Here is a 19,579-nt window from a genome sequence, read left to right as displayed (position 1 = left end):
CTCGATAACTAGTTTTCTCCGTAATTGCTCTGGAGATCATTTAGCAACTTTTCAACTGTCAAACCGTCTTGCTTAAAGATGATTTCCTCTACGCCTTTAAGTAGATCGGCATGAAACGCCTTGGTTTGTTCAGGATAAGCAAAAGGCATGCCCACTTTTTCCATATTGTCGAATACCGCTTTCAATTCAGGATTCTTCTCCAAATATTTAGGAAGCAAAGAAGATACTGCCGGTGAATACCCAACCTCCTCAATCGCATTCAATTGTGCTTCCTCACGCAGCGCATACTTGATCACTTGCATAGCTTCTTCCTTATGCTTGCTGCCTTCCAGAATCGACAACCCGTGAGAGTAAGCGCTTTGTGCTTCTACTGTACCTTTAGGCATCGGCAGAGCTATCAATCCCATGTCAGGGTTAGCTTCTTTCAAATGACCTACATACCATGGACCAGCGGTGGACATCGCTCCTTTTTCTTGACTGAATACTTCGCCATCCCATGGAGCCCCTACTTCGATCGGAGCAATAGCAACCTTATTTTTGAGGAAAAGGTCCACGAAGAACTGCACGCCAGCTACGTTTTCTTTAGAATTGATCGTTTTTCCGAAGCCCCAGTCTCCGCCGAAAGCGTGAACATATTGAGTGATGTGAAATGGATCGATACTGCCGATAATACCTTTCACACCATCCTTAGTCATGGCTTTGGCCAGCTCAACGACCTCATCCATCGTTTCCGGATATTTAGTAATTCCTGATTTTTCAAACATCTCTTTATTGATCGCCATCATAGAAGTAGAAGAATCGTAAGGAATTCCATAAAGTTTATTATCATCTGTCCAGCCTTTGTACAGCGATCCAGTAATGCGGTCTTTATCAAACCCCACTTTGTCGATCATCTCATCTAGTGGAGAGAGTACGCCTTTTTTGATATACTCATAGTTTCCTTCATCCGACATAGCAATGATATCAGGCCCTACCCCGGCAGCAATCGCCGTTGGAACCGCTTTCCAAAACTCATCACTGGTTGGATACATTTGCATCTTAACTTTAATGTTCGGATATTCTTTATCAATGCCGTCCACCATAAATTCGAAGTTCTTTTGTTCGGACGCATTGGCCCAGTATGCCATCGTGACTTCGACGGTTTCTTGCTTCTCCGTCTTTGCCGCTCCAGCGTTGTCTGAAGCTCCGTTGCCAGAGTTACCGGTATTGGATTTGGTGCCACACGCTGCCGTAGACAGCATCAACATCAGAGAGCACAATAACAGGACTGACTTCTTTCTCATTTGTCACTACCCCTTTTATTTAAGAAGATTCACCGTAAGTGGTGTTATCTTCATCTTAGCTATACAGCATTCGAGAGCAAACAGAGGATCTTTACATATCTTTGTGATTTTTTACTTTCCCATGCTAGTCTTTCGGTATTCGTTCGGAGGGAGCCCATAGATCTTCTTAAAGCTGATATAGTAGTTATCAATACTGTTAAACCCTACCCTCTCCGCGATCTCATACGTCTTCAGTTTTCCTTCTTTAAGTAGCTCTAGAGACTTTTTCACACGATAGCTATTGATATATGGAATCAGCATGGAACCGGTCTGCTCCTTAAAAATACGACTTAGGTAACTGTTATTCAGACCGACATAACCGGCTAGCTCATTCAGTGTTAAATCGTGATTGTAGTTCTGGTGAATGTATTCAATGACCCGCTTGATCTTGTAGTTCGTAGATGTGGCAGCATCCGTATAGCTCTCCTGCAGATTCTCCAGTTCCCGGATCAGCAATAGATGAAGATGTTCCAAACGCTCAGCGGACATGATTTCCTGCATCCCAGTATAATCTTCCTCCCCGCTGTCTTCCTTCATAAGTGACTGAATCTGGCAGTGCAAATTCACACACATTTCTAAGGTAGCATGACGTCCCAAAGACCTCTTCTCCTTGATCATTGCAAACATCTCATGAACGATGGAGATAGCAGAAGATATGTTCTTTTCGTCCATTTCCCTGCGGATGCGCTGCTCAAACAAAGTGAACAACGCCTTATCATTCACTTCTTTTATGCTGCCTGGTTCATAGACAACAACGTTGCTGCGATCCTCATAAAACAGCATTTCTGCCGATTCCTGAGCTTCATGATAAGCTTTGGGAATATCGAGCAGACGGGTGTGCAGCCCGCTGATAAGAAAACTGACTTGTATGTTTAGAAACTGCTTCAATGTCTTTTCAATTTTACGGATGAGTCCCCAGCGTTCTTCTAGAATCTCATTCATACTTCTAATGCCGGAATACGTTTTTATAATAACTAGTTCTTTAGGACTCATCAGAAACAGCTCTAGCTCGCTGTACCGGTGCAGCACCTCTTGCAAGATATTCAGGATCGAGAATCCTAGTAAATGCTCCATTCCCTTATTGTAACGTTCCTTCACCTTGTCATACTGATCAATCAGAATGACGATACAGAGCACATTAGGCTGTTTCAGATTCAAATCGTACAGCCTTGTCTTTTGCTCAATCTCCCACTCATGACGAACAACACCGACCGCTAAATCCCGAAAAAAAAGCGTTTTCAACTCATTCCGGTTCTTCTCCATATTTTGCTGCAGGGAAACAAGATGATCTCCCACAGGCTGATGATTCACCAGTGTCCGGACACGCTCCAACGCTTCAAATACAGCGGACTGGGTCAGATTCGGCTTATGAATATAATCGCATGCACCTAGCCTAAGCGCCTCTTGGGCATAATCAAACTCATTATGACTGCTCAGAATAATAACTTTACAGGAATGACTGGTATGCCGGAGCTGACGGAGAACCTCAAGCCCATCCATCATAGGCATTCGGATATCTAAAAAAACCACATCCGGATGAAGCTCATCCATTTTCTCCAACGCCTCTTTGCCGTTTGCGGCTTCGCCTACTAGGTAATAGCCATGATGTTTCCAATCCACAAATGTCTTAAAGTTCATTCGGATAAAGGACTCGTCGTCCACAATCATGATTTTCATGCGTATCCCTCTTTCCTTGTTCCAGCGTGGTTCTGAGGATGCTCCATGGTAGGAATCAGGATAAGAACGGTAGTTCCTTCCCCTTTTACGCTATTTATAGTCACCCCATACTTTTCTCCAAAATGAAGCTTCAATCTTCTTGAGACATTACCCACACCAATGGAATTCATCGTTTGCGCGTCCGACATTTCCTGTTGCAAGAGCCTACTTAGCTGTTCTTCCGAGATTCCCATCCCGTTATCCGAGATCGTAAACTGAATATCGCCGCCTTTTCTCTGCACACGTATACTCAAGTTATATTGACGGGAATCTTCTGCAAAGCCGTGAAACACTGCATTCTCTACAAAAGGTTGCACCATAAATTTTAACGTTTTGCATTCCAGAACATTCGGTGCAACATCGATTTCAAAATCAAACACATTGAAATACCTGAGCTGCAGCAATTCCAGGTAGCTGTGAATAAAGGCCGCCTCTTCCTCAATAGAAACAAACTCCTGAGTATTACGTGTGGAAAAGGACAGAACTTTGATCATGTCATCTACCGTTTCCGTAATGTTGTTCGCCATTTGAGCCTGCGCCATCCATTTAATCACGGAGAGCGTATTATAAATGAAATGCGGATTAATTTGATTTTGCAGCGCATTAAGTTCCGCACTCCGCTTCTTCTTCTCTTCAATTTTGGTTTGCTCAATCAGTTCTTTGATTTCGGCAGTCATCCGGTTAAAGGAACGCGACAAATGTCCCACTTCATCCAGACTGTCCTGCTGAGCCGTAACATCAAAATCCCCCTTCTCTACTTTGCGCATTAGCCGATTGAGCCTTCGAATCGGATTGGTGATGCTCCCAGATATTAGATAAGCCGTTACGAAACCCAACACAATCAACAAAAGGAGCAGCAGTGTGGAAAAATTGCGTATCTGGTTAATTTCGGTGAGCAGCTTGTCACGAAGAACGATGCTGTAGAATTGCCATCCAGACACATTAGACTCATCGTGAACAACATAGTAATTTTCATTGTCCGGCTTCATTTTTGCCATGACCTGACTATATTTCATCCCTATCATGACCGGATCCGAACTGAACACAACCATCCCTTTATCATCCACGATGAACTGGTTTACGTCCTGTTTGTCACCCAGTCCGCTGAATAGCTTCTCAAGCTTATCCATCCGAAAATTAACGAGCAGCACGCCAAGCTTCTGATAGGTACCCACATCCACCAGTACACGGCCTACAGATAGCACAGAGCGGGGCTTGGCATACATCTGTTTTTCCTGGTGCATGCCGACCAGAATGGGTCTCTCCGCATTATTCACAATGGTTCGGTACCATGGTTCAGTCACCGGACTGTATTTATAATTGAATGTCGTATCATAACCCCTGCGATAGATTAATGAATTGTTTACAGGGTAGATCAGAATGGAATCAATATCGGGATTAAATGTCATCAACCCTTTAAAAACGTTATCGCTTATGTAACGGAAATCCATACTTTTTTCAAAAGTCTCATAGGTTACAGCAGAATAATCCTTCGACAAAATTTGCATAAGCCTTTCATCATAAAAAGGCTGCTCCGAGGATTTGAACATACTACTAACAAACGAGTCCGCAGTGGATACCATCTGCTGATTTGTCTCCTGAAACGATTTAACAATGCGGGATTCAAAAACGGACATGGCGTAAATGTAAAAGTAAATACTAATCACGACGAGAGGAACAATCATCAACAGCGTGTAGGTCAAAAACAGCTTTTCTCGTATGTTGCGATCCCGAAATCTACTCCATTTCCGCATGAAGAGATCCTCTTCTCTTGTAAGAATTTGTTGTATTATGACGAATTAATATTATGCCATATCCTCTTTTGCTTCAATAGCAAACTATGTAAGCTGAACGGATCATGCGAATTCGTTCAACTTACATAGTATTTAATATTTATTAAGATCAACGGCCAGCCATATGCTGCTTGATGTCGGACAGAGATAGCTTTGATGTTTCTGGTACAATATAGTCCGCTTTCGACAGAATCTCAGCATCACCAACCCCTACGGCAAACATCCCCGCACTTTTTATCGCCTGAACTCCAGCCTCTGCATCCTCTATTCCAACACAATAATGGGGGTCAACGCCTAGCTCCTCCGCTGCCTTCAGAAAAATATCCGGAGCCGGTTTCCCATGGGCTACATTTTCCGGATCAGCAATCACATGAATATATGACTCTACTTTCAACTGCCGTAGCAGTGTGCCGGCATTACGACTGGCCGAAGCCAACCCGATCGGTATTCCGGCATATTCGAGATCATGGAACAAATCCAAGATGCCTGGCAATATTTCAGATTTATCCACAGTCTGAATCAAGCGTTTATAGTTGTTGTTCTTCCGTTCAGCCCATTCTTGCTTTTGTTCCAAAGTGAAGGCTGCACCGCCGTCCGGCAGTGCACTGAGTATTTTTTCTAGGGAAGCCATACGGTCGATGCCCTTGAGCTGCTCATTAAACTCCAGGTCAAAGTGAATACCCAGCTCCTCCGCCAGCTGTTTCCACGCTTCATAGTGATATTTCGCCGTATCCGTAATAACACCGTCCAGATCAAAAATTACGGCTTGAATCTCCTGATGTTCTTTATTCACTCCGCTCCGCCTCCTTCAAGTCTGTAACAATACGATCCTTCAACACGTATTCTTGGCCATGGATGAGCAAAGTAAGCTCAGCCAATCCTGAGGTTAGCCGTTCCACCTCCAGCTTGCCACGGGTAACCGTCACCTGCAAACGCTCACCCTGCCACGCAAGCGGAAAAGATAAGCGCTGCCAGGCCTCTGGAAGTTTCGGGTTCAGGCGAAGGGAACCCTCCCAGGAACGAACGCCTCCAAAACCCATGATCGCTGCCTTCCAAATGCCGCCAATCGAAGCTGAATGAATTCCTTCATCGGAGCTATGCATGTTCGTACCCAAATCAACACGAGCAGCCTTGGCAAACATATCGTAAGCTAACTCCAGTTCATTGACGTCACTAGCCAGCATACTGTGAGTGGATAAACTAAGCGAAGAGTCATGCAGCGTTTTAGGCTCGTAATAATGCCAATTCGCCGCTTTAGTCTCTTTAGAGAACCAGTCCTCCAGTAAGTAGAACAGGACGAGAATATCTGCCTGCTTCGATACCTGTATTTCACTGAGCTGGGTCATGCTATAGTCGGCAAGAATAGAAGCCACTTGCTCCTGATTACGGTACCTCTCCAGATCAATAACTTGCCTTTTCAAATAAGTATCATCCTGCGGAATGATGAGCGAATGCACATCCGGCTGCGGAAGATAGATCAGCTTGGATTTATCCTCCCATTCCTTCAATCGCCCGGATAGATCCAACTGACTTTCTAAAGTCAAGTAAATATCATTTTGCACTTGCATAAGCTTGCGGGTGCATTCGATCGCTTTTGTCATATTCCAGTAGGCCATATAATTGGTGAATGCATTGTTGGAGACATGTTCCTTATATTCGTCCGGACCAATCACATCACAGATATGATACTTCTGTTCCTTATCGCTCCACTCCAGCCGGCTTGCCCAAAAAGTGGCTGTTTCGAATATAATCTCATATCCGCACCGGTCCATATATTCCTGATCACCGGTAGCCTGATAATAATGCCACACGCCATATGCCACATCAGCTGTAATATGCTGCTCGATTTTGCCTGTCCAAATATAGGTTGGCGTTCCGGTAACAACATCTACAGGGCCCCATTCAGGCGTCTCTTCCTCGCCAGTTGCTGCGGATTCCCAAGGGTACATCGCGCCGCGATAACCCTTGTCGCGCGCATTTTTTCTGGCACCGTTCAAGGTATGATAGCGATATTTCACCAGCTTGCGTGCTGTCTGCGGCTCCATGTACAAAAAGTAAGGCAAAATAAAGATTTCTGTGTCCCAGAATACGTGTCCCTTGTATCCCTCTCCTGTCAGTCCTTTGGCTCCTACAGAGAAACGACTGTCATGAGCAGGTGTCATCAGAAGCAGATGATACTGTGCAAAACGGATGGCCAACTGATCAAAGACGTCGTTGCTCTTGATCTCAATGTTGGCTTTGGCCCATATGCCTTTCCAGGCCTGCTCGTTTTCATTAACAAGTACATCAAAGCCTTTCTCTGCCTTCTTGCTGAGATATTCCCGGGCGGTATCCTGCAAAGCTTGATGCGCGGCCCCCCGGTCTCTCCACTCCTTATCATGACTCGTATGCACCGAAGCCACCTTATCCAGCGTAATGCACTTGCCGACTTCCGCTTTAAGCTTGTAAGTCAGTGAAACTCTTCTGCGATCCATGCTCGGAGCTGGCGCAGTAGTAAGTCGTACGCCCCCCTCATACATCTGATGGGCGCAGGTATGTACAAATTCAATATTTGATTCTGTTGTCGTTGCGGTAAGCTGGAGCAGCTCTTTATCAAATACCCTCCGCTCTCCTTCTATAAAATGCTGTGCTCCGGAATTTGTCATCTGTCCGTTGATACCGGAACAAATTGAAATTACCGCGGCTTTTGACAGCGGGGTTATTTGCACCCGCATCCCCATCAAATGGCGATCCTGCAACGATACGAACCGACGGAAGGTCATTTTGAACTGATCTCCGTGCTCATCCTCCCAGAGGATGTCACGCCGAAGCTCTCCTTGTCTTAAATCCAGCTCCCGGCGGTAGCTATGAATTTTTCCTTTTTCTAAATGAAATGGTTTACCGTTCAGACGGATTTCGAGCTGCACCATATCTGCGGCATTCGGAAGCTCTGTAACCTCCTGATTGGCAAAGCGGTTAAACGCTCCTGCAACGAACAAGTTTCGCTTTTCACCCGGATACGACTCCTCCGTAGCGGCTCTTAGACCAAGATATCCATTTCCCTGACAAAAAATGGTTTCAAACTTCCCTAAAAATCTAGCATCAAACTCTGTTTCTGCAATCACCCATCCGTCATCGAGCGCATTCAACCCTTTATATTCAATCACTTTACATCCCCCTGTCTGAACATATTCTGTATTAACCTTTCAGTCCTGTAGTGGCAATTCCTTGCACCATATGGCGCTGGAACATCAAGAAGACGATGATGATTGGCAGGGTCAAGAGTACAACACCGGTCATCGTGAGGTTTGGCCATTCAAAATAACGATTCTTAAGTGTGTTCAGACCAACAGTCATTACATACCAACGACTGTCATTCACCAAGGTTACCGGCCAAACGAAAGAGTTCCATGTACCGGTAAAACTGAATATAATCTGTGTGCCGATCGCACCTTTGGATAGCGGAAGCATAATCCGGTAGAAAATACCGATCTTGCTTAATCCGTCAACCTCCGCTGCCTCTTCAAGCTCCTTCGGCACGGTCAAGAAGAATTGACGCATCAGAAAGACAAGGAAACCCTGGAACAAAAATGGAATAATGAGACCTTGATAGCTGTTAAGCCATTTCAAATCAACGATCATGGAGAAAATCGGAATAATCATTACTTGATAAGGTACCATCATCATCCCGATCACTAGGAAAAACACTACGCCCCTACCCCGATAATTAATACGAGCCAAGGAATAAGCTGCCGTCGTATTGACAAACAAGTTACCAATCAAAATTCCGAACGTTACGATGATCGAGTTCTTATACCAAATCAATATATCCGAGGTTTGGAATATGTCCTTGTAGTTTTCAAATGTCCACTGACTTGGCAGCACAAGATGGCCGATGTCTGCTTTGGACAAAAGAGAAGTATAGATGGCATAACCAAACGGCACGATGAAGAAAATGGAAAATGAAAACAGCAGAAAATAGCGTAAAGTTTGTGTTCTCCGGCTATGCATCATCTATATCTCCTCCTTAAGAAAACGTTTTTGAAGCATGGATAGCGCAATAATAAGGGCGAAAATAATAAATGCAGCCGCACTGCCGTAACCGGAACGGTTAAAGCTGAATGCCTGGCTGTAGAAATAGGTTACGATCGTACTCGTTGCGCCGGCCGGACTTCCAAGTGAACCGTTTCTGGCCAAGGCATAAGGCTGGTCAAACAGTTGCATGACATTAATAATCCCGGACATTATGACAAGGAAGGTCACAGGTTTCAACATAGGAACTGTAAGCTTCCAGAACTGCTGCCATCCGTTCGCTCCGTCCACACGACCCGCTTCATAAATATCGTTGGGAATGGTTTGCAATCCACCCAAGTACACTACCATGTAGAATCCCACATACGTCCAAACGGTAAGAATCATCAAAAATGGTAGTGCATACTTAACATTGGCGTACCAAGAAACGTCCGGGAAACCAAACCAAGTCAGCAATTGAGTTGCAATCCCATCATTTTGCATGAACAAATACATAAATACAGTCGTCACCGCAATGGTTGAGGTGATATAAGGCATGTAATACAGTGTGCGGAACACACCTTTAAGGTGCATCACCTTGTTCAGGTTTACTGCAATCACCAAGGCGATGATCGCTTGTAACGGTACCGCTACTACTGTCAACAATAAGGAATGACTTAAAGCCGTCCAGAAGTCCTTATCCTGGACAATCTCAACATAGTTTCCGAATCCGATAAATTTGGCTGCATCCGGATTTAGGAAGCTGATGTCTTGGAAGCTGTAGATTAAAGATTGTACCAGTGGGTAATAAAACCAGATTCCCATCAAGATCAAGATGGGGGTGACGAACAAGTAGCCTACGAACGTTGATGAACTTCCCAATCCGGTCAGTCTTGACCCGAACCCGCGCTTGGGTCTGGACGATATGCGCTTAGTTTCTAAATTTGGCGTCATGGTGTTACTCCTTCCGCTTACGAACCCCTTGTTCGTATGTTTTTAGTAACTCCATCATATAAATTGCCCGATTCTACGGGAATAGAGGATATTTACAAGACTCCGAGGATTTTTACATTGTGCATTTGATGATACCAATGACCGAAAGCAAAAAAAGAGCGAGCCTCCGATGACCGGAGACTCGCTACTTTTTTGATTCTTTGACGTTTAGTCAGGAGTTACGCTTTATTTCTCAATTAATTTGAAATCATCAAAATGGAATTCTGGAGAAACGATACAGGATACCAGGACCGGTTCTGATCCTAACGGACGAGCCGCCTGCCATACGCCTGCTGGAACTACGACCTGCGGCTGTTGGCCTGCAGCAATATCGAGACCCAGAATAACTTCCTGCACATCCTCAGGCTTATCTCCATTACCTCCGAGACTAAGCACTATCGGACTACCAGAATGCCACAACCAAACTTCATCGGACAATACCGTATGCCAATCAGATTGTTCGCCTTCGTGAAGCAGAAAATAAATTGAAGATGCCGAATGACGAGATCCAGAATAGCTATCGCCAAGCACTTCCTGCGAAATTTCAAATTCCGAATTCCAAAGTCTTTTGTACCAACCGCCCTCTACGTGGGGCTGTAGTCCGAGCAGTTCAACTAGCGGTGAGATTTCTTTTGTCATGATAGCTTCTCTCCTTCAAAGTTTGCATGAGCAACAATAGCTTCGTATGCATAAGGGTGTTTTTGCTTTTTACTTTAACGGAAGAAGCGCGAATTGTAAAATCTATTTACTATCCTTGCTCGCTTTGAATACTTCAGCAATCGCCCCAAGACTTCCCAGCGTTTCAACAGCACTTGTTGGCAAGAACACTTTATTCGCAGGACCTTTGGCGATTTCAGCCAGCGCCTCGAAGGAGCGATAAGCGAGCACCTGCTCATCCAGACCCGCTGAGCGAATCAGCTCAATGCGTGATTTTTCTGCTTCAGCCACTGCTTGAATCGCTTTTGCTTCACCATGAGCTTCCAGTTCCTGTGCTTGCCGTGAACCCTCTGCTTGGCGGATACGTGCTTCCTTGTCGCCTTCCGCTTTCAGAATCTTGCTCTGCTTATCCCCTTCAGCACGCAGGATCATATCCTGCTTGGCAGCTTCAGCTTCCAAAACAATCGCCCGTTTGCTTCGCTCCGCTTTCATCTGCTTATCCATTGCTTCTTGAATATCGAGCGGCGGCTTGATATCGATGACTTCCACACGCTCAATTCTTACGCCCCACTTTTCTGTAGCCTCATCAAGCGCCAGACGTATATCAGTTGAGATTTTTTCACGCCCAGACAGTGTTTCATCCAATTCAAGCTTACCAATAATTTGCCGCATAGTTGCCGTTGAGATGTTTCTTACCCCATATACATAATCAGAAATGCCATACGTGGCTTCCTCTGGTCCCACTACCTGATAGAAAATAATCGTGTCGATCTGCACCTGCACGTTATCCTTCGTGATTACCGTTTGCGGAGGCACATTCGCTTGTTGAATCCTTAGATCATGGTAAGTACGCACCTGATCAATCACAGGTATCAGAATGTTCAGACCCGGTGTCAGTAGACGATTGAATTTACCCAGACGTTCAACTACGCCTACCCGTTGTTGCGGTACGATTTTGATAGTTAATGCCACAAACACTACAACAACTACTAGAATAATTGAAATAATTGCCCATTCCATTAGTTCATATCCCCCCATCGTTCTACCTCAATAATTGTCGTGCCTCGCTTCACTACTCTTACCACTTCGTCCTTGCCCAGAGACTGGTCAGAGCTAGCGCTCCACGTATCTCCACCTACCTTCACTTGCCCGTAGCGCCCTTGCTCAATCGGCTCAATGACGATGCCTTGCCTGCCGACGATTTCTGTGCCTGTATCCTTGAATCCACGTGAGCTGCGAAATTTAGAAACCAGTGGTTTCGAGAATATAGTTAGACCAAGTGCAACCAGTGATCCGAGGACCACTTGAAACAAAATAGCTTCAGGAACAATCAACGACACCAAACCTGCGGCCAACGCACCAATACTAAGCCATAGCAGATAAAAAGTAAGCGTCATCATCTCTACAACAAACAGGACACCGGCTGCGATCAACCAAAACACAACCATCGGTGAACCCACCACCTTCCGTATGATACTACTACAACGAACAGAAACAGCGATGCTGTTGCGTAATTCCGCAAAAATATTGCAGGCATGTATATCATTTATATTCATTGCATCTGAGGTTATGTGTTCAACATGAGTTTCCTGAAAAAGAGGACAGTCACCTTTTCTATCAAAGTTCCCCTAAATAAGTATCCATGTATTAGAAAAATCTCCCCCTATATTACTGAATTTTATCCCTAGCATAATCGCTCTCTATGCTTGAAAATAAGAAATGCCTTCATCCATAAATAAGAAATTAATCCTAATTATTCAACTCCAAACCAACTCTTCTACTCATCCTGCACCCCTTCAACAATGTTACATCTACAGGTTTATCAAAAAGAATCCTTAGAACAGCAGTTTAGAAAGCGCTTACTTTATTGTGCGAGCTTTATGTAGACCGCTATTTTTTTGCTGCTAAATCTATGAACTGGGTGTCAGTAGAATGAGAGCTTTGCAAGGGTGAAGGTACAAGTGAATTTCAAATTATGGGAGGTGAAGGTTGGGGTTTCTTGCCGAAAAGAATTTCGAACCACACATTGAACCTTGGAGGTATAAAATCAATGATATTCACGAAAAAAAGTTCACGTAAGACCTTTGCGATCGCGATGATCGCCGCGCTTGTTCTTACACTTTTTTCAGCCCTGGGTAGTAGTGCCAAAACGGCCAACGCCGCACAGGATTATAAACTGGTTGGTTATTACGCTTCTTGGGCCGCTTACGGACGGGCTTACAATGTATCAGATATCGATCCTACCAAAATGAATGTCATTAACTATGCCTTCGCAGATATTTGTTGGAATGGCATTCACGGCAACCCTGACCCTACCGGCCCTAATCCGGTAACATGGAGCTGTCAAAATGAGCAAGCACAGACCATTAACGTTCCGAACGGCACAATTGTTCTGGGTGACCCGTGGATTGACACCGGAAAGAGCTTCGGGGATGACAAATGGGATGACCCCATCAAAGGTAACCTGAAGCAGTTATGGAAGCTGAAAGAAAAGAATCCGAACCTGAAAACGTTGATCTCTGTTGGGGGCTGGACCTGGTCGAACCGTTTTTCGGATGTGGCTGCTACAGCCGTAACCCGTGAGGTTTTTGCCAACTCTGCGGTAGACTTCATTCGTAAATATAAAATGGACGGAGTCGATCTCGACTGGGAGTACCCAGTCAGCGGTGGGCTCGCAGGCAACAGTTATCGTCCCGAAGACAAGGAGAACTATGTACTTCTTCTGCAAAAAATCCGTGAGAAGCTAAATGCTGCCGGTCAGACCGACGGTAAAACCTACCTGCTGACCATTGCTTCCGGTGCAGGACCGACGTACGTCAATAACAATAATCTTGCAGGCATTGCTTCCATTGTTGACTGGATCAATATTATGACCTATGACTTCAACGGGAGCTGGAATAAGACCACAGGTCACAATGCTCCTTTGTATTATGATCCAGCCGCTTCTGCATCAGGCCTGACCGAACCGCAAAATTTCAACATCGACAAAGCGGTAACCAGCTATTTAGCTAATGGCGTACCCGCGAACAAGTTAGTGCTTGGTATGGGATTCTATGGCCGTGGTTGGGGAGGTGCTCCTGCCGCAGGAAATGGCCAATACCAATTGTCGGCCGGTAGTTCGTCCACAGGTACATGGGAGAAGGGCAGCTACGATTTCTACGACCTCGAAGCTAATTATATTAACAAAAACGGCTATACCCGTTATTGGAATGACATTTCTAAAGTGCCTTATCTCTATAATCCAACGAACCAAACTTATATCAGCTATGACGACGTAGAATCCTTTGGCCATAAGATCAGTTATCTCAAATCAAAGGGCCTGGCGGGTGCCATGTTCTGGGAGACAAGTGGTGACCGGAACAAAACACTGACCAACAAGCTGAACGCCGACCTTGGCGGAGGAGTGGTACAGCCGACACCGACACCGACACCGACACCAACAGCAACAGCAACAGCAACAGCAACTCCAACACCATCGCCGACGGCAACAGTAACTCCAACAGCAACTCCAACACCATCGCCGACGGCAACAGTAACTCCAACAGCAACTCCGACTCCTACAGTAACTCCAACGCCGACGGCTACTCCGGCTCCAACGGCAACAGTAGCACCGACCCCTGGGAGTTCTAGCTGGATTGCAGGAACCGCTTACAAAACGGGTGATATCGTTAGCTACAACGCCAAAACGTATACTTGCCTTCAGCCCCATACTTCACTTCAAGGCTGGGAACCGGCGACCACACCCGCACTCTGGAAGCTGAATTAAGACTCCCGATTTGCACGAAAGGATCACCGTTTCTATTTACTTCCGCAGTCATATTATCCCTTTTGGAGGAATGTTAAATGAATATAAGTACACGTAATAGGCGAAGTAAATCCGCACGCTACATTGCGGCCTTGATGAGTGCCATCATTCTGCTTCCGTTTTACACAAATGCAGGCGGATCGTCGCAAGTAGCCTTAGCAGCAGGGACAACGCCAGCTGCTCCCGCTCCGGCTGCAGAACATCCGCGTAAAATTGTTGCTTACTTCCCGGAGTGGGGAGATCAGGAGAATAAAGGATTTTATACTGTCGATAAAATACCGTGGGGCAAAATCACTCACATAAACTATGCGTTCGCCAAGGTAAACCCTCAAACGAATAAGATTGATCTGATGGACCGTACAGCAGCTATCGAAAAAGACTACCCTGACCAATTAACTAATTTGCCGTATAAAGGACATTTTAATCAACTCGTAAAGTATAAGCAGTTATACCCCGATGTCCGCACCCTGATTTCGGTTGGTGGCTGGTCGGGTTCTGGTGGTTTTTATAACATGGCTAATTCAGAAGCTGGCCGTGAGACCTTTGCCAACAGTGTCGTAGAATTTCTACGCACCTACCAATTCAACGGTGTGGACATTGATTGGGAGTACCCATCCGGTACTGGCCAATCCGGTAACCCGAATGACTTCGGTGTGGCTGAGCCCCTGCGCACGGTGAATTACAACAACTATGTGCTCCTCATGAAAAAGCTTCGTGAAAAGCTGGATCAGGCAGGCGCACAGGACAATCAGAAATATGACCTAACCATCGCCGCAACCGCCTCCTCCTGGATTCTGGGCGGAATGAAGCTAGGGGAAGCTAACCAGTATTTGGACTGGGCGAACCTTATGACCTATGATTTCCACGGCGCATGGAATGGATACGTAGGGCCGCATTCCGCCCTGTACCCGGATTCCCGTGATACTGAAACAGCTGCGCTGGGCACTCCGGTTCTAAATACCGACTGGGCCGTCCGATACTATTTGGGTACGCTTCCTCCGGAAAAAATCGTCATCGGAGTTCCTTATTACTCACGTGGCTGGAAGAATGTAAATGGAGGCATCAACAACACTGGCCTTTATGGTACAGCTCCTACAACCGGAGGTGGAGCCGACGGCGTATACGGAATCTGGAATGATCCTGCACCAGAGCAGCCGGGTGGCGCAAATCCAATTTGGCATGTGCTGAATCTGCTCAAAGACCCAACGAACAAACGTTATTTTGATCCTGTCACCAAAACCCCATACCTGTACAACGCTGACAAGAAGATTTTTCTTACGTATGAAGATAAGGAATCTCTAGGCTACAAACTGGATTATATCAAGCAAAAAGGCTTGGGAGGGATGATGTTCTGGGAACTGACAGGTGACTACTCTGAAAAGAGTGATGGCACCTATACGTACGGCAACTCGATGACCGATTTTGCCTATGACCAGCTTAAGTCAGCCTCTCTGCCAGGCGGAACCCCAAAACCACAACTACCTGCGCCCAAGAACTTCAGTCTTAGCTTCAGTGGCACTTACGATCATCCAAATTACACCTACTCCCTGAAAATAACGAATAACACAGGTGCGGATATCCCCGGTGGCTGGAAGCTGGAATTCGATCTACCGACAACAACAACCTTGACCTCTGCGTGGGGAGCCGGTACTGTAGAGCAAATCTCTACGGATTGGGACTTTAATCGCTATCGTATTACCGGGACGGCATCTCAATCGATTGCAAACGGAGCCACACTGGAAGTTCCGGGCATGATGAAGCTGAATTTCTCGGGCGGCCCGCAGCGAATTACGCTGAACGGAAGCTCGTCCCAGCAGGAATACGACAAACTGTATGGAGGCATCACTCCAACTCCAACGCCTACACCTACACCAACACCAACACCTACTCCAACAGCGACACCGACAGCGACACCGACAGCGACACCAACAGCGACACCAATACCAACACCTGTGCCTACCGTAACACCAACGTCGACTGCAACACCGACACCGACACCTACTGTAACTCCAACGCCAACCGTTGCACCAACGCCAACTGCAACAGCGACACCTACTTCAACGCCAACGCCAACCACTACGCCAAATCCAGGAATAGCTGCCTGGACAGCGGGAGTCGCATTCAAAGCGGGTGATAAGGTTAGCTACAATGGGTTAACGTATACATGTCTACAGCCCCACACTTCACTGCTGGGCTGGGAACCGACAGCGACACCCGCACTCTGGAAGCTGAACTAATTCAATAAAATTATAAGCCTAGCCTTACAAATCAAAAGAAGCTTGCAAATCAAGGTACATCCCTTGGATTTGCAAGCTTCTTTATTTCATCTCATAGCCATCGCATGGAGCGTTTGGATTAGGAATTCAAGCCATCTGCAGCTGCCAGCTTCTCCGTCAGCAACCTTAGCGCAGTGCCTCGGTGGCTAATCCGCTGCTTCTCTTCGAGCGTTAGCTCGGCCATTGTCTTTTCATATTCCGCCAAGTAAAACAACGGATCGTAGCCGAAGCCTCCACCACCCGCAGGTTCGGATGTGATCCATCCCTCCACTGCACCTTCAGCGGTTAACTCCCGTCCCGAGCTTGGATCGTATAAGGACAATGTACAGATAAACCGAGCTGTACTTAGCAAAGGCTGTCCGGTATCCTCGCCCTGTTTTAGCTTCTCAAGTTCGCTAAGCAGCTTTAGGTTGTTCTCTTCATCTCCTGCATTTTCCCCTGCATAACGTGCAGAGTACACACCCGGCCTGCCATCCAAGGCGTCTACGCAAAGACCCGAATCATCGGCGAGTACCGGGATTCCAAGGGCGTCACCTACGGCTTTGGATTTTTTAAAGGCGTTCTCGGCAAAAGTGGCTCCGTCTTCTACCACATCGGGCAGATCCGGATAGTCGTACATACTTTTCACTGTCAGCCCTAGCGGGGAAAAAGCATGCTCGAATTCGCGTACTTTCCCCTTATTCTTCGTCGCAACAATAAGAATGCCGCCGTCAGACTTCATGCTACACCTCTTGGCCCGGCTGGCCGGAAGGGATTTTGAGAGCGATCGCTCCAAGTGCTTCTTTCTGCGCAGCAATCAGTTCATAGATTCCCTTCTCACCTAGACCCAGCAAAAGATCCAGCTCTTGACGAGTGAACGGTCTTTCTTCGCCAGTCCCCTGAAGTTCAACAAAGGCACCGCCGCCAGTCATAACAACATTCATATCTACTTTCGCTTTGGAATCTTCTTCATAATTTAAATCCAGCAACGTTTTATCCCCTACAACACCGACACTGATTGCCCCCAAGAAATCTGTTATAGGAAACACTGACAACTTGTGCTGAAGTGCAATTTTGTTAATAGCAAAAGCCATAGCAACAAAAGCACCTGTAATCGAAGCAGTCCGCGTACCACCATCCGCCTGAATTACATCACAGTCCAGCGTAATACTACGCTCGCCTAACGCTTGTAAATTCACTACGGAACGAAGCGCTCGTCCGATCAGCCGTTGGATCTCCATGGTGCGTCCAGTAAGCTTACCGCGTGCAGCTTCACGCTGATTACGGGATTGGGTTGCCCGAGGAAGCATCGAATATTCAGCGGTTACCCAGCCTTTTCCTTGCCCTTTAAGAAACGGAGGCACTTTTTCCTCCACCGTAGCCGTACAAATGACTTTGGTATCTCCCATTTCAATGATTACGGAGCCCTCAGCATATTTATTCGTTTGGGTCGTTATTGTCAGCGGCCGCAATTGGTCGTCGTTTCGCCCGTTTGATCTCATCTTTTCTGCCTCCTACATCGTATAGCTAAAAGTTTAGCGCGAGTCCCGTTTCCCCGCATAAATAGCGAGTAGCACAATGCAAAGGACGTAACGTCTTTTTGAGCAACTTTTATTCTACCAAAGAGGAGGCACAAAAGCATCTTTTAAACCTTACAGGGTCATTCTATAACGGGATCTCATTCAAATATTCTGGTGCGGAAACAGGTTTACTGTAGTCCACATTATCTGTGTCCGTAATCGATTCCTTGCCGTTTAAGCGAATTTGGACCAGAGAATCATCCGAATTTTGTGCAACCGTCAGAACGACCGATTCCAGCATCTCAGCGGGTACACCTTTACCATCTTTGAACATATCATCCGTCAAGGACACGGTAACTACACCGTTCTGCCCAGCATCAACGGAATCAAGTATCGTTCCCTGCGTCATAACCATTTCCAGCCCATTTCCGGATTCAGGACCTGCAATCAATTCGTTCAAAGCAGCGGTCAGCTGTTCTTGTCCGGCGGGTACAAAACGGGTTACAGGAACATAATATTGGATACCGTCAGGAGATGTTGTGGAAAAATAAACAGTAACCGCACTGGAGTTCATCAGAAGTGGACCTTGCTTCGGTAAGTTAATGCCCATTGTGCGGGTTAATGGACGATCCAGCGGAGTTCCTTGAAGCGGCATCTCTGTGAGCTTTTTACCATCTACCCAGAGCTGTACGCTTTTAATGTCATCTTGACCGGTCAGCGTCCAAGTGATAGCTTCGAGGATTTTGCGTTCCTCTAAAGGATCATAGTTATTGAATTCTGAATTAAATTCGACAACAGCTGAATTCGACTTGTCTATCGTAATACTTTTGACTTCCGTTCCAGCTGGAAGAACACCTTGGAATCCTTCAGGCACGGATGAGGCATATTCTCCCTTGCTCACTAATGCCATTAACGAGTTTTTGAGTGCGCTGGAATCTTTACTCTTTGGCAAGCTTAGGGATACAGGAGCGAGTAATCCATTACCATCTTTCAAAAATACGGTTGTCCGGTCTCCGGAAGCACTACCCTGTGAAGTTTTGGTGCTGCCTTTAACCGCTGTCTGTGTATCATCCTCTATCACCGTACCGAATACACCTGAATCCAAAGTAGTATCCCCACTAGTCTGTAACATTTGCGCTTCAACCTCTGGTGGCGGAGCATCAATCGATGCCGATTCTGAACCAAACAAGCCACAGCCGGACAGCGCCAGTGGAACTGCGAGTAAGCAGACTGCGGAGATTCCGCGGATTTGTTGCATAGGTTTCATCATTTATTACCCCTTTCAAGGTTAGATATCATTTGTACTGCTATGTATACGAGACCTTTGTCCAAAAAATAACAACAGCTTATCCTAAATTGTTGGAAAAGCCTGTGAACTACTTCTTCAGCTCAAGTAGCGCCTGGATTTCAGTTCACTGGATCTCCCCTAGCTGGACAATTACGTCCGGTAAACGTACAATCTGAGATAACAACAGTCCTTAACATCATACTAACGTTTGCTGTAATGAAATGACTTACTAAACAACGA

General features: G+C 46.1%; 15 protein-coding genes. 2 read left to right on the top strand and 13 right to left on the bottom strand.

The window, feature by feature from the left end:
• Positions 1 to 8: 8 nt before the first annotated feature.
• From L1028_RS19370 to L1028_RS19325, 10 genes are all read right to left on the bottom strand, one after another.
• Positions 9 to 1,283, bottom strand: a complete 1,275-nt coding sequence (locus tag L1028_RS19370; protein WP_234537894.1) for an extracellular solute-binding protein — start codon at positions 1,281 to 1,283, stop codon at positions 9 to 11.
• A gap of 111 nt (positions 1,284 to 1,394) precedes the next feature.
• A complete protein-coding gene (locus L1028_RS19365) occupies positions 1,395 to 2,999 on the bottom strand; it encodes a response regulator (RefSeq protein ID WP_234537877.1) in 1,605 nt (534 codons plus the stop codon).
• Positions 2,996 to 4,792: a sensor histidine kinase gene (locus L1028_RS19360; RefSeq protein WP_234537874.1), complete on the bottom strand. Its 1,797-nt coding sequence runs from the start codon at positions 4,790 to 4,792 to the stop codon at positions 2,996 to 2,998. The genes L1028_RS19365 and L1028_RS19360 overlap by 4 nt, the downstream gene beginning before the upstream one ends.
• 148 nt (positions 4,793 to 4,940) lie before the next feature.
• Positions 4,941 to 5,624 (bottom strand): beta-phosphoglucomutase, encoded by a 684-nt coding sequence (gene pgmB / locus L1028_RS19355; protein ID WP_234537871.1) that lies wholly within the window; start codon positions 5,622 to 5,624, stop codon positions 4,941 to 4,943.
• Positions 5,617 to 7,977, bottom strand: coding sequence for a glycoside hydrolase family 65 protein (locus tag L1028_RS19350; RefSeq protein WP_234537867.1), 2,361 nt, complete (start codon positions 7,975 to 7,977; stop codon positions 5,617 to 5,619). Before L1028_RS19350 ends, pgmB begins: the two co-directional genes overlap by 8 nt.
• A gap of 31 nt (positions 7,978 to 8,008) precedes the next feature.
• Complete coding sequence (locus tag L1028_RS19345) at positions 8,009 to 8,824, bottom strand: carbohydrate ABC transporter permease (protein ID WP_234537863.1); 816 nt, start codon at positions 8,822 to 8,824, stop codon at positions 8,009 to 8,011.
• Positions 8,825 to 9,775, bottom strand: a complete 951-nt coding sequence (locus L1028_RS19340) for a carbohydrate ABC transporter permease (RefSeq protein WP_234537860.1) — start codon at positions 9,773 to 9,775, stop codon at positions 8,825 to 8,827.
• 225 nt (positions 9,776 to 10,000) lie between these two features.
• The gene (locus tag L1028_RS19335) at positions 10,001 to 10,453 is read right to left on the bottom strand and encodes a cupin domain-containing protein (RefSeq protein ID WP_234537856.1); all 453 of its coding nucleotides are present in this window, start codon (positions 10,451 to 10,453) and stop codon (positions 10,001 to 10,003) included.
• Positions 10,454 to 10,555: 102 nt separating this feature from the next.
• The gene (locus tag L1028_RS19330) at positions 10,556 to 11,491 is read right to left on the bottom strand and encodes an SPFH domain-containing protein (RefSeq protein WP_060621782.1); all 936 of its coding nucleotides are present in this window, start codon (positions 11,489 to 11,491) and stop codon (positions 10,556 to 10,558) included.
• Entirely contained in the window at positions 11,491 to 12,027 is a 537-nt protein-coding gene (locus L1028_RS19325) for an NfeD family protein (protein WP_234537853.1), read from the bottom strand. The genes L1028_RS19330 and L1028_RS19325 overlap by 1 nt, the downstream gene beginning before the upstream one ends.
• A gap of 494 nt (positions 12,028 to 12,521) precedes the next feature.
• Here L1028_RS19325 and L1028_RS19320 point away from each other — a divergent pair, with 494 nt between their 5' ends.
• Together L1028_RS19320 and L1028_RS19315 are read left to right on the top strand one after the other, a co-directional pair.
• Complete coding sequence (locus L1028_RS19320) at positions 12,522 to 14,237, top strand: glycosyl hydrolase family 18 protein (RefSeq protein WP_234537850.1); 1,716 nt, start codon at positions 12,522 to 12,524, stop codon at positions 14,235 to 14,237.
• Between the two features lie 77 nt (positions 14,238 to 14,314).
• Positions 14,315 to 16,513 (top strand): glycosyl hydrolase family 18 protein, encoded by a 2,199-nt coding sequence (locus tag L1028_RS19315; protein ID WP_234537847.1) that lies wholly within the window; start codon positions 14,315 to 14,317, stop codon positions 16,511 to 16,513.
• Between the two features lie 118 nt (positions 16,514 to 16,631).
• On the opposite strand, the gene L1028_RS19310 is transcribed toward L1028_RS19315, so the two are convergent.
• The 3 genes from L1028_RS19310 to L1028_RS19300 form a co-directional block, all read right to left on the bottom strand.
• The gene (locus L1028_RS19310) at positions 16,632 to 17,273 is read right to left on the bottom strand and encodes an XTP/dITP diphosphatase (protein WP_234537844.1); all 642 of its coding nucleotides are present in this window, start codon (positions 17,271 to 17,273) and stop codon (positions 16,632 to 16,634) included.
• A gap of 1 nt (position 17,274) precedes the next feature.
• On the bottom strand, positions 17,275 to 18,033 hold the full coding sequence (gene rph, locus L1028_RS19305) for a ribonuclease PH (RefSeq protein ID WP_234537841.1): 759 nt from the start codon (positions 18,031 to 18,033) through the stop codon (positions 17,275 to 17,277).
• 163 nt (positions 18,034 to 18,196) lie between these two features.
• Positions 18,197 to 19,318, bottom strand: coding sequence for a GerMN domain-containing protein (locus L1028_RS19300; protein WP_234538201.1), 1,122 nt, complete (start codon positions 19,316 to 19,318; stop codon positions 18,197 to 18,199).
• Positions 19,319 to 19,579 lie beyond the last annotated feature (261 nt).

Source organism: Paenibacillus pseudetheri, from assembly GCF_924513355.1.
GTDB lineage: Bacteria > Bacillota > Bacilli > Paenibacillales > Paenibacillaceae > Paenibacillus_AQ > Paenibacillus_AQ pseudetheri.
This window is presented reverse-complemented; position numbering and strand designations above follow the sequence as displayed.

Coding starts and splice junctions, on each gene's coding strand:
- L1028_RS19310 (WP_234537844.1), bottom strand. CDS start 17,273: ATGAAGTCTGACGGCGGCATTCTTATTGTTGCGACGAAGAATAAGGGG.
- L1028_RS19325 (WP_234537853.1), bottom strand. CDS start 12,027: ATGAATATAAATGATATACATGCCTGCAATATTTTTGCGGAATTACGC.
- rph (WP_234537841.1), bottom strand. CDS start 18,033: ATGAGATCAAACGGGCGAAACGACGACCAATTGCGGCCGCTGACAATA.
- L1028_RS19300 (WP_234538201.1), bottom strand. CDS start 19,318: ATGAAACCTATGCAACAAATCCGCGGAATCTCCGCAGTCTGCTTACTC.
- L1028_RS19335 (WP_234537856.1), bottom strand. CDS start 10,453: ATGACAAAAGAAATCTCACCGCTAGTTGAACTGCTCGGACTACAGCCC.
- L1028_RS19320 (WP_234537850.1), top strand. CDS start 12,522: ATGATATTCACGAAAAAAAGTTCACGTAAGACCTTTGCGATCGCGATG.
- L1028_RS19340 (WP_234537860.1), bottom strand. CDS start 9,775: ATGACGCCAAATTTAGAAACTAAGCGCATATCGTCCAGACCCAAGCGC.
- L1028_RS19360 (WP_234537874.1), bottom strand. CDS start 4,792: ATGCGGAAATGGAGTAGATTTCGGGATCGCAACATACGAGAAAAGCTG.
- L1028_RS19370 (WP_234537894.1), bottom strand. CDS start 1,283: ATGAGAAAGAAGTCAGTCCTGTTATTGTGCTCTCTGATGTTGATGCTG.
- L1028_RS19345 (WP_234537863.1), bottom strand. CDS start 8,824: ATGATGCATAGCCGGAGAACACAAACTTTACGCTATTTTCTGCTGTTT.
- L1028_RS19365 (WP_234537877.1), bottom strand. CDS start 2,999: ATGAAAATCATGATTGTGGACGACGAGTCCTTTATCCGAATGAACTTT.
- L1028_RS19330 (WP_060621782.1), bottom strand. CDS start 11,491: ATGGAATGGGCAATTATTTCAATTATTCTAGTAGTTGTTGTAGTGTTT.
- L1028_RS19315 (WP_234537847.1), top strand. CDS start 14,315: ATGAATATAAGTACACGTAATAGGCGAAGTAAATCCGCACGCTACATT.